The sequence below is a fragment of the Pseudomonas sp. Pseusp3 genome, assembly GCF_047304225.1.
In the GTDB taxonomy this organism is placed as follows: Bacteria; Pseudomonadota; Gammaproteobacteria; order Pseudomonadales; family Pseudomonadaceae; genus Aquipseudomonas; species Aquipseudomonas fluorescens_CD.
The window spans coordinates 1-10143 of the sequence record NZ_JBGLYV010000154.1 but is presented as its reverse complement, the minus strand read 5'-3'; the positions used below and the strand labels follow the sequence as shown (position 1 = coordinate 10143).

Annotated in this window: 10 protein-coding genes; 2 read left to right on the top strand and 8 right to left on the bottom strand. The window is 56.8% G+C overall.

Features of this window, described 5'->3' with window-relative positions; translation table 11 throughout:
* Window positions 1–28 precede the first annotated feature (28 nt).
* From ACCD00_RS28950 to ACCD00_RS28935, 4 genes are read right to left on the bottom strand one after another with little or no spacing between them, the layout of a single operon-like run.
* A complete protein-coding gene (locus ACCD00_RS28950; RefSeq protein ID WP_413428650.1) occupies window positions 29–793 on the bottom strand; it encodes an ABC transporter ATP-binding protein in 765 nt (254 codons plus the stop codon).
* A 16-nt stretch (window positions 794–809) separates the two neighbouring features.
* Window positions 810–1520 (bottom strand): ABC transporter permease, encoded by a 711-nt coding sequence (locus ACCD00_RS28945; RefSeq protein ID WP_413428649.1) that lies wholly within the window; start codon window positions 1518–1520, stop codon window positions 810–812.
* Window positions 1517–2245, bottom strand: a complete 729-nt coding sequence (locus tag ACCD00_RS28940) for an ABC transporter permease (RefSeq protein WP_413428648.1) — start codon at window positions 2243–2245, stop codon at window positions 1517–1519. The genes ACCD00_RS28945 and ACCD00_RS28940 overlap by 4 nt, the downstream gene beginning before the upstream one ends.
* Window positions 2246–2300: 55 nt before the next feature.
* Window positions 2301–3083, bottom strand: coding sequence for a transporter substrate-binding domain-containing protein (locus tag ACCD00_RS28935; RefSeq protein ID WP_413428647.1), 783 nt, complete (start codon window positions 3081–3083; stop codon window positions 2301–2303).
* Window positions 3084–3546: 463 nt separating this feature from the next.
* On the opposite strand from ACCD00_RS28935, the gene dapF reads away from it, so the two are divergent.
* Both dapF and ACCD00_RS28925 read left to right on the top strand, forming a co-directional pair.
* On the top strand, window positions 3547–4362 hold the full coding sequence (gene dapF / locus ACCD00_RS28930; RefSeq protein WP_413428646.1) for a diaminopimelate epimerase: 816 nt from the start codon (window positions 3547–3549) through the stop codon (window positions 4360–4362).
* Between the two features lie 340 nt (window positions 4363–4702).
* Window positions 4703–5212 (top strand): YkgB family protein, encoded by a 510-nt coding sequence (locus tag ACCD00_RS28925; protein ID WP_413428645.1) that lies wholly within the window; start codon window positions 4703–4705, stop codon window positions 5210–5212.
* A 45-nt stretch (window positions 5213–5257) separates the two neighbouring features.
* Here the strand turns inward: ACCD00_RS28925 and ACCD00_RS28920 are convergent, their stop codons facing one another.
* The 4 genes from ACCD00_RS28920 to ACCD00_RS28905 form a co-directional block, all read right to left on the bottom strand.
* A complete protein-coding gene (locus ACCD00_RS28920) occupies window positions 5258–6103 on the bottom strand; it encodes an AraC family transcriptional regulator (RefSeq protein WP_413428644.1) in 846 nt (281 codons plus the stop codon).
* Window positions 6104–6420: 317 nt separating this feature from the next.
* On the bottom strand, window positions 6421–7395 hold the full coding sequence (locus ACCD00_RS28915; protein WP_413428643.1) for a hypothetical protein: 975 nt from the start codon (window positions 7393–7395) through the stop codon (window positions 6421–6423).
* 1 nt (window position 7396) lies between these two features.
* Entirely contained in the window at window positions 7397–8866 is a 1470-nt protein-coding gene (locus ACCD00_RS28910; RefSeq protein ID WP_413428642.1) for a GIY-YIG nuclease family protein, read from the bottom strand.
* Between the two features lie 685 nt (window positions 8867–9551).
* Complete coding sequence (locus tag ACCD00_RS28905) at window positions 9552–9893, bottom strand: hypothetical protein (RefSeq protein WP_413428641.1); 342 nt, start codon at window positions 9891–9893, stop codon at window positions 9552–9554.
* Between the last annotated feature and the right edge of the window lie 250 nt (window positions 9894–10143).

Genomic DNA, 10143 nt, shown 5'->3' with positions numbered 1-10143 from the left:
ACCCTGCGGTCGCTCGAAGACGCTGCGGTTACTTCAGGTTGCCGCTGAGGAATTGCTGCAGACGCTCGCTTTTTGGATTGCCCAATACGTCCTCGGGCGCACCTTGCTCTTCGACCCGCCCCTGGTGCAGGAACAGCACCTGGTTCGACACTTTGCGCGCAAAGCTCATTTCGTGGGTCACCATGATCATGGTGCGGCCTTCTTCGGCCAGACCCTGGATCACCTTGAGCACTTCGCCCACCAGTTCCGGGTCCAGGGCCGAAGTCGGCTCGTCGAACAGCATGATCTCCGGCTCCATGCTCAGGGCACGGGCAATGGCGACCCGTTGCTGCTGGCCACCCGAGAGAAACGCCGGGTACTGATCTGCGACGCGTGCCGGCAAACCGACCTTGTCCAGGTAGCGCCGGGCGCGATCCTCCGCGTCCTTCTTGCTGACGCCCAGCACCCGGCGTGGAGCCATGGTGATGTTTTCCAGCACAGTCATGTGGCTCCACAGGTTGAAGTGCTGGAACACCATCGCCAGGCGAGTGCGGATGCGTTGCAGTTCTTTGGCGTCGGCCACGCGCATGCCGTGGTGGTCATGGACCATTTTGATCGGCTGGTTGTCCAGGCTCATGGCGCCGTCGTTGGGCGTTTCCAGGAAGTTGATGCAACGCAGAAAAGTGCTCTTGCCCGAACCACTGGCGCCAATCAGGCTGATCACATCGCCGGTCCTGGCGTTTAGCGAAACGCCCTTGAGCACTTCATGGTTGCCGTAACTTTTGTGCAGGTTTTCAACGGTCAGTTTGTACATGAACAAGCATCCTGAATTAGTGGGCCGGGCCGAGGAAGGACAACCAACGGCGTTCAGCCAGGCGGAACAGGCCGACCAGGGAGAAAGTGACTGCCAGGTAGATCAACGCGGCGATACCGAACGACTGGAAGGTCAGGAAGGTCGCCGAGTTGGCGTCCCGCGCGACTTTCAGAATGTCCGGGATGGTTGCGGTGAAGGCCACGGTGGTCGAGTGCAGCATCAGAATCACTTCGTTGCTGTAGTAAGGCAGCGAGCGACGCAGGGCGGACGGCATGATCACGTAGGTGTACAGCCTCCAGCCGGTCAGCCCGTAGGCTTTGGCCGCTTCGACCTCACCGTGGGCCATGCTGCGAATTGCCCCGGCGAAGATCTCCGTGGTGTAGGCGCAGGTGTTCAGGGCGAAGGCCAGGATGGTGCAGTTCATCGCATCGCGAAAGAACGCATCCAGTACTGGCTGGGCACGCACCGCGGCCAGGCTGTAAATGCCGGTGTAGCAGATCAGCAGCTGAATATAGAGTGGCGTACCCCGAAACAGATAGGTGTAGAACTGCACCGGCCAGCGCACCAGGACATTGCTCGAGACCCGGGCAATCGACAGCGGGATCGACATCACGAAGCCGAAGAAGATCGAGGCACTGAGCAGCCAGAGGGTCATGGCCAGCCCGGTGATGTGATTGCCGTCCTGGAACAGGAAAGGTTTCCAGTATTCCTGCAGTAGCTCGATCATCGCACGGCCTCCCGGGTGCCTGCGGCGTAGAAGATTTCCATCCGGCGCAAGACGTAGTTCGAAACGGTGGTTATCACCAGATAGATCAAGGCGGCCAGGATCAGGAAGAAGAACAGCTGATAGGAGCTCTTGCCCGCGTCCTGGGCCACCTTGACCAGATCGGCCAGGCCAATGATCGACACCAGCGCGGTGGCCTTGAGGATCACCATCCAGTTATTGCCGATGCCCGGCAGGGCAAAACGCATCATTTGCGGGAACACCACCAGGCGAAAGCGCTGGGCACGGGTCAGGCCGTAGGCGGTAGCCGCTTCCATTTGCCCTCGCGGTACGGCAAGGATGGCGCCACGGAAGGTTTCGGTGAAATAAGCCCCGTAGATGAAGCCCAGGGTAATGACTCCGGCGCTGAAGGGGTTGATTTCGATATAGTCCCAGTCCAGTGCTTCGGTCAGGCTGGTCAGCCAGGTTTGCAGGCTGTAGAAAATCAACAGCATCAGCACCAGGTCCGGCACCCCGCGGATCAGCGTGGTGTAGGCCTGCGCAGGGACGCGCAGCAGTGCCGATTTCGAAAGCTTGGCGCTGGCGCCGATCAGGCCCAGGCCAACGCTCACCAGCAAGCACAGAAAGGATAATTTGACAGTCATCCAGGAGCCTTGCAGCAACAGCGGGCCGAAGCCCTTGAGGCTGAAGCCTGACAGCCCAAGAATCTGCAATAGGTTTTCTAGCATTGAGCAGCCCTACCTCAATCAAAAAAGTGCCCATCCGAGAATGGGCACAGGGTCATTATTTGTCGCTGTAGAGATTCAGATCGCCAAAGTGCTTCTGCTGGACGGCCGCATAGGTGCCGTTGTCGTGCAGTGCCTTGATCCCTTTGTTCAGCAAGGCCTGGAGCTCGGCATTGCCTTTGGTCAGGCCCACGGCGGTTTTGGCCGGCAGCAGGGGGCTTTCGACCGGCTCGCTGATCTGGAAGTCGGCGCCTGGTGGCGACTTCAGGAAGCCCAGTTCGGCTTGCAGCATGTCCTGGATAGAGGCATCGAGGCGTCCGGAGATCAGGTCGGCGTACACCTGGTCCTGGTTGGCGTAGGCCTGGGTCTCGACCCCGGCCTTGTCCAGCACGGCCTTGGCGTAGGCTTCCTGGATGGTGCCTTGCTCGTAGCCGACTTTCTTGCCCTTGAGGGAGGCCGGATCGGTGCCGATGGCCGTGCCTTTCTTGAATACCAGCGCGGTCGGGCCAGAGAACAGCTCGCTCGAGAAGTCGATGACTTTCTCACGCGCCGGCGTGACGGTCATGGAAGAGATCACGCCATCGAACTTGTTGGCCTTGAGGCCGGGAATCATGCCATCGAAGTCGCTTTCAACCCACTTGCATTTGACCTTCAGCTCAGCGCAGATCGCGTTGCCCAGGTCGATATCGAAGCCCACCAGGCTGCCATCGGCGGCCTTGGATTCGAACGGCGCATAAGAGGGGTCGACGCCAAAGCGCAACTCCTTGTACTCCTTGGCCAGCGCAGAACCGGCAGCCACACACAAAGCCAATGCAGAAAGGGTGAGAAATGCTTTTTTCATTATTTTATTCCCAAGGACCATCGAAAGCGCTTGTGCCGCAAGAGCGCATGTACTGCGTAGCGAAGTGTCTTATGCACACGCAAGTACTTGTACAGACAATCATATGCAATCACCCGGCCAATTCGCGGATTGGGCGTTTGAGAAAACGCGGGTAGCGCTCTGGGATGGGCTTGGCGGGCATGTGAGCGCAGGGGAGAGGTGGCCTGCGAGGCTGTTACCAACGCAGGTTTTTACACCCGGCTGGGGTATGCGGTAACAAAGTGTGAGATCAGGGGGGCCGACTTTCGCGGCTCAATCCTTGATGCACCAACAGCAGGTGGTGACGAATCAAACACAACGATGTGTCTGGTCTGCCCAACACATTTGCCTCATGTGTTTTTACACAATTTGCAAAAGTCATGTGAATAGGGATAGATCGCTTTCAAACGTCAATTCATCACATGTCTCGCCACGAGGTCTATTCATGCCGCTGAGCTTTCATAAAATGCACGCCAATGGCGATGATTTCGTTATCGTGGATTCGCGAAACTCACCCAATCCAATCACAGGCAATATGGCCCGGCGAATGGGAGACCGGAACCGGGGAGTCGGCTTCAATCAACTCGCGGTGGTGCTCGATTGCGATGATGCAGATGCGCGTTTGGTGTTCTGGAATGCCGATGGCACAACGCTGGACGCCTGCGGCAGCGCAACGCGGGGGGCCGCGGATATGCTGATGCGTGAATCCAATATGACTTCGGTAGTACTGCGAACCAGCCGTGGGCTGCTGACTTGCGAACGAACTTCAACCGGCGCCATTACTGTAAACATGGGAAAGCCGCTTTTGGGCTGGTCGGATATTCCTCTGGCTCTGGAAATGGATACTTCGATGTTGCCACTTGCCGGTGACCCGGCAGCTTGCAGCATGGGAAATCCGCACTGCACCTATTTTGTGGATGATCTGACAGCAGTCGAGATTGCGACGATTGGACCGATAATTGAAACCAACCCTATGTTTCCGCAAAGGACGAACGTGCATTTCGTCCAGATCATTGACCGAGAGCACATCCGGTTGCGTATCTGGGAGCGCGGGGGTGGTATTGCGCAGGGTTCGGGCTCCTGCTCTTGCGGCGCCGCGGTTAACGGAATTCGTCGCGGTCTGTTAGACAATAGCGTTGAGGTTGAATGTGACGGTGGAGTGGTAACGGTTCAATGGGATGGCGTGGGATCAGTCTTTCTCACCGGGCCGGTAGAGACGGTTTTTTCAGGAATAGTCGCGGATACTCTGTTGAAAGCCTGATTTTCAGGGGGACCGTTATTGGCTGTGGATTCAACCGGTTTCTTTAACTCAGTCCTGCAAGACTCGGTCAACGTCTCTGCAGGCGGCCAGTAGCTCAAGCGTGCGCTTCGACTCGGGGCGGCCGGCGATTATGTTCCGGCCCGAACCCGGTAGTTCATCGCCTTTCTTTCAGGGCGCCTGCTTTTTCAAGACCTGCAATGAGTCAAGACGATCTGCACTGAACGCAATACGTTCAGAAGCCACGAGCGTGGAATCAACGGCGACACTGTCTCCACTCCCAACGCATACCGCGCCGGGTTGCTGACTAGCGTTCCTCACCACACTATCGGAAGCCTTGATCATGAAAACCTTGAGTATCGAGAACCACAGAACCAACAACGCACAAAACCATTCAACGCTCGGGATCAAAACCATGGCGCTTGGCACCTACGGTGCTTATTTTGCGCTCGCGGTCATTTACTTCTGGTTCGGCGGGATGAAGTTCACCCACTACGAAGCCGTCGGGCTGGTTCCACTGGTGAGCAACAGCCCTTTCCTGGGTTGGGTTTATGACATTTTCAGTGTCGATACCTTCTCCAGTCTGCTCGGCGTTCTGGAGGTCTCGATCGGTGTGCTGATTGCAGGTCGCCTGCTGTCACCCAAGCTTTCATTGATCGGTGGTGCACTGTCTGCCGGACTGTTCTTCACGACCTTGAGCTTCATGTTCTCGACTCCCGGCGTGATTGAACCCGGCCTCGGTTTTCCAGCCATTACGGTTGCGCCGGGCCAGTTTCTGCTTAAAGACATCGGGTTGCTTGCCGCTTCGATATTTGTGGCCGGCCATTCTCTGACTGAGCTGGAAAGCCGTTAACCCGATGATCGACCTCCTGGGATGGCCTGAAGCAGTTCGATAGTTTCAGGCCATTGCCCCATCATCTTCTCCTGCCAGATCTTTCATCCAGTCCCGAGGGCTGTAACCCGTCTTGCGTCGAAACGCGCGTGCAAGTGCCGAAGGACTTTCATAGCCGACCTCGGCGGCGATCAACGTAATCGACCGTCCTTCACGCAGGCGTTTCTGCGCCAGACTGATACGCCAACTCAACAGATAATCGGCAGGCGTCTGTCCGATAACAGCCCGGAAATGCACTGCGTAGGCCGCGCGAGACATGTTCGACTCGCTCGCAAGTTCCGCAATCGACCAGGCACGATGAGGTGCGTTGTGAATCTGCACCAGAGAGCGCGCCAGCCGCGAATCGGCCAGTCCGGCCATCATTCCGGTACGCAACTGTTGATGATCGAGCAGATGCCGAATCAACAGAATGATCAGCAGTTCAAACAAGCGATCCAGCGCTGCCTCCCTGCCACAATGCGCGCCCGCCGCCTCGCCGAACATCCATTTCAGCGTATCGGCCAGCATTGGCAGCTCATCCAGGGACAACACCAGACAATCGGGTAACGATGCCGACAACGGATTATCGACCCCGCCCCCGAACTCCATTGACGCACACAACAGTTGAGCGCCCTCGGACTCACCGGCAAACAGTTGATGCCGGCTGGGGCGTGGCATAAAAATCAGGCTGGGCCGGGTCAGTAGCAAGCCCTTGCGATCGGGCCCCAGCAAAGTGACGCTACCAGCCTGCAGCAGGTGGATATAGCCACGTCGTTCAGCGCCATCGTAAGACGCCAGGCCGCACAGTTTGCCATTGTAAAACAGGTTTGCGCGCACGCCGAACTGCGACAACAACGTAGACAAGCGATCCATGGGCGATCTCTTGGCGAGATATAGACGTCTGGATCATATCATCGACAGCTTGCGGTCCGGTGTGGGTCAAATGCTGTACTTCTTGACTGGCCACTATCGGTACATCTGCGCCTGAAGCGACGGGCCGCCATGGGGCGTTTACAGCCCTTCGCGGCAGGCTGCAATCGGCCAATAGCTGCCTGCTGGAACCGGCTGAATCCACAACCCAAAGCGGACGTTCACCAACCGCCAAAAACGGCCGTTTGAAGGTGTCTACGGCACCTAGGATGATTTAGATGGTGAGAATCGTCGAAATCGATATTGCCCTTGCACTTACCTCATGAGGCAAACATCGAGGCGAGCGCCGCACCTGAAAGCACCACCGCAACAAGGGCCACGGCCTGCTGCCGCAGCCAGCCGGGTTTGGCCAGCAACTGCGTCTCTAGCTGTTCGATTCGAGCCTGGGTTCGTTGCTGGTTTTCCAGTAATTGGCTCATCTTCGACTCGACGTGTCCCAGACGCTGGACTAGCGCCTCGCTTGCGTCGCTCATTTCTTTCAACGACGCCGTCATAGAGGTCGACAGGCGTTCCCTCGCTTGGATTTCACTGCCCAACAGCTTGGTCACTCGCTCGATCTGCTTCTGCTGGGCCCCCTGAGCATCCATCTGCTGGGCTAACTGGCGCGAGGACGCTGAGTTGAGTTGCTCCTGCATCCGGGTGCCGTTCGAGAAGGCCAGGCTCAATGCCTGCAACTCCGTCTCATGGTTGTTCTGCGCGGCGGCCAACTGGTTCACTGCATGCCTGCAGTACTCATAGCCATCGGCCAACGCCAACAGTTCGTCGATCTGATGCTTGAACTCGTAGAGCACCACCAGCGCACCGTTCTGGTTTCCTTCCAGGGTCTGGGTATCCGCTTGCAGGCGCTCGATCTCGCGCACCAGGGCATCATTGAAACCGCGCAGAACATTGTTGTTCACGGTATGCACCTGTGTGACCAGTTGCACCACGCTCTGCGTCACCTCAAGGCTCGCGCCAAATTCGGTCAGCAATTTGGCCAGGTCTTTGTCGTTCCTGCCCGACAAGCCACCCCAGAACGAGTCCCAACTGCCCTGGTTCTGAAAGTCGTTCAATTGCGCTCTGGTCTTCGAACCACGCTGTATCGCGGCGTTGAGCTTTTGCAGACCTTCATGGAAGTCTTTCAGCTGGTTCTCTTCGGAGCGCGGCGCCGTCAGCAACTTCTGCACCGGTTGACGGACTACTTCAGCGGCTGGCGACCCGGTAAGTACAACTCTGCCACCCAGAAAATTGAACACGTCAGGACTCCTGCGAAATACGGTTGGTTGGCAAGAGTGCCGAAAAATCGATTGCACTCACGCTGGTGTGCCGAGCCAATCGTTCGCGGTGGTCTATTGCTTCCCTGGCCAGCGCATCTACCGAATGCGCATATTCGATCAGACCTTCGGCCATCAACCATTCGTTTTCCTGCACCTTGATAAGCTGCAGCGCCGCCTCTCGTTTGGCTTCCAGCGACTCGCTCCATCCGGTCTTGAAATCCACCAGGTAGGCAACGATAGGGGGCACGAGGTTCTGCAAGTGATAACTGCACAGCCCGAAACCGATGGCCGACAGCACGCAGGATATATAGGGTGCTGCCATCCCGGTCAGCGGAATCAATTGCGACTCTATCACCGGTTCCAGGCCGTCCCAGAGCACCAGCGTGCCACTGACGACTACGGTCTCGACGATCTTCTGGATCAACTCTTCCCGGCTCATCGACTGCGCGCCTTTGTACAGTTGCCAGGCGCCGTGAGCGAGGTCGAAAATGTTGCGGGCGAGGTTGTAGACTTGCCGGATGGCCTTGGACAAGGCATTGACGATGAATTCGACGATGCCGTTGAGCAGCTTCAGGGGCGCCTCGATGATTTTTTCGATCACCGCCCAGATCTTTTTGAGGAAGCGCTCCACGCGCTGTTTCAGGCGAGCAGCGCCACCCATGAACACGTCGACCAGTTCGTCTTTAACGGCCATGATTGCGGCTGAAGTCAGTTGTTCCAGCAATTGCCAGCCTGCGTTTTTCAGCGCTTCTTTGCCAGCACCCAGAGCGACGTCAGTGGCATTGCCCAGGGTGTCTTTGAGCTTTTTGGCTTCGATGTTGCTGCGGGTGCCTTGTTCCTGATGCAGTTCCTGGCGCTTGTTGATGGGCGGGTTTTCGGTCTTGATAAGGTGTGCTTCAAGGGCAGCAGCTGTTTCGGCCGAGTCCATGGTCACGAATTTCACCTTGCATCCAGCTTCGAGTTGCTCGGAAAGCTTGTACGATTCACCCTTTTTGTTGCCATTGCGATGGTCGTTCAGGTGTCCGTCCTGCCAACGCTGTCGCATGTTGGTGCTATCGCCGATGTAGACCAGCTTGCCGCTCACGTCATACACCACATAAACGCCGGGCTTCTCGGGCAGTTGGCTGGTGCTGGAGGTATCGGCAGCGCTGAGATCGATCTCTCCATCGAACTGCAAGGTAGCAAGTGAACCGATTCCCGCTGACAAGCTTTTCAGCAGAATCTCCTTCCACGCTACCCCGCGATTGGCAACATCCATCGCACTCTGCGCCGAGGTGGCGGCAAGGGTGTCCTTGCCAGCCTGCAACGGGTCGGCGGTCTTGGCGTTCGGGCGGGAGTTCCTCTTGTTGCGAAAGCCGGCGATCAGTTTTCGATTGGTGTTCTCGATCGCGCGATCAACAATAAGGTTTGCCAATGGAGAGAGCGACTGTTGTTCGTAAAGTGGGCCCATGATTCCTTCTCGAAAAAGCTTTTCTGTTTGGTGGCGAACTACTGATACGGAAGCTATCAAAGTGACACTATTGGTTCCACCTGATAATGTCGTGCTTGAAAAAAGAAGTGTTCAGAGTGCTGCCAACGAGGCCCGAACCGTCAGGAGTTTTTCCTAACATAGATGCTCACACCAACGAAAACCTGCTCGACCTGATCAATAGCCAGGGCGAGACCCCAGTACTCTATCGCGAGGGCTGTACTTTCTTCCCGCCCGCCACTTGAATTCGTATTCGAAGTGCTTGGCATGAGTTGCCCAAGCAGCGCTACGAGCAAAATCATCAGCCCGGCTGATTGACCTGGAAGACCTACAGCAAATGGATAAGCAAGCTGCCTGCTTCCATGCAGTTGCGGCCCAGCCAGCTCGCGCGCAGCTGATTGAGTCGCTCCTGAACTCTTAGGCATCTATTGGCCGTTTTCTGCCTATCACGAAGGGCAGCAGGCGACCCATAGCTGCCGGTGGCGACAGGCAGCAATCGAAAGACGTCATTCGTCACGCTACCGGGAAGCATCGCACAAGAGATGACGACCCTGGTCGCACAACCCCAGAAACAACGAAGCCCAGCACTAGTCTGGGCTTTTTCGTGTCAGGACTTCCGAAACCTTAGGTTGCCGCGGTCCTCAACCGAGCCTACTACGGGAGCTGTCTACCGCTGATCAATTTCGATCTTCTGAGTCGGGTCGGGGCTGTATTTTTGACGCTTCAGCTGCGGATCACTCGAGGTTAGGCAAAAGAAAAATATCTCTGCTTCTCCACAGCCACCGTGTAGCGCGCATTCGCTCGCCTGCATATGGTCGAGGAGGATTTCCCTTCCCTGGGACACACAAAACGCGTTTGCCTCCTTCAAAGCTTGCCCTTTCGCGGAGGCAGGACCACCGAAAGGAACACGCGTTGAAATCGTGTAGGTGTCTGGGCCAACTTTTATGGGGCCAGAGTCAGCACATCCCGCCAACATCGCGACTGCCAAAGCTCCTACGAACAATTTCATATCGTTCCCTCGTTAAGATTTGGCGAGACTTTATCACCAACGAGGGAGCAGCACGAAAGCCGCGTAGGAGTGGGGATCTTCAGGTTCGTGGTCAGCTCTCTATCCAGGTGGAATGTCGATTCCGAGTGACGGCAATTGGCCGACAACTGCCTGTCGCGAGGGGCCGCAATCGACTGTGGATTCAACCGGTCGATGCAACACAACTAAATTCTGTGTGAGCAGAAGGAGTGTTGCAGATGAAGCAGAGACC

Excerpts from the sequence above, each read along its gene's own strand:
- ACCD00_RS28950 (WP_413428650.1), bottom strand. The coding sequence starts at position 793 with ATGTACAAACTGACCGTTGAAAACCTGCACAAAAGTTACGGCAACCAT.
- ACCD00_RS28945 (WP_413428649.1), bottom strand. The coding sequence starts at position 1,520 with ATGATCGAGCTACTGCAGGAATACTGGAAACCTTTCCTGTTCCAGGAC.
- ACCD00_RS28940 (WP_413428648.1), bottom strand. The coding sequence starts at position 2,245 with ATGCTAGAAAACCTATTGCAGATTCTTGGGCTGTCAGGCTTCAGCCTC.
- ACCD00_RS28935 (WP_413428647.1), bottom strand. The coding sequence starts at position 3,083 with ATGAAAAAAGCATTTCTCACCCTTTCTGCATTGGCTTTGTGTGTGGCT.
- dapF (WP_413428646.1), top strand. The coding sequence starts at position 3,547 with ATGCCGCTGAGCTTTCATAAAATGCACGCCAATGGCGATGATTTCGTT.
- ACCD00_RS28925 (WP_413428645.1), top strand. The coding sequence starts at position 4,703 with ATGAAAACCTTGAGTATCGAGAACCACAGAACCAACAACGCACAAAAC.
- ACCD00_RS28920 (WP_413428644.1), bottom strand. The coding sequence starts at position 6,103 with ATGGATCGCTTGTCTACGTTGTTGTCGCAGTTCGGCGTGCGCGCAAAC.
- ACCD00_RS28910 (WP_413428642.1), bottom strand. The coding sequence starts at position 8,866 with ATGGGCCCACTTTACGAACAACAGTCGCTCTCTCCATTGGCAAACCTT.
- ACCD00_RS28905 (WP_413428641.1), bottom strand. The coding sequence starts at position 9,893 with ATGAAATTGTTCGTAGGAGCTTTGGCAGTCGCGATGTTGGCGGGATGT.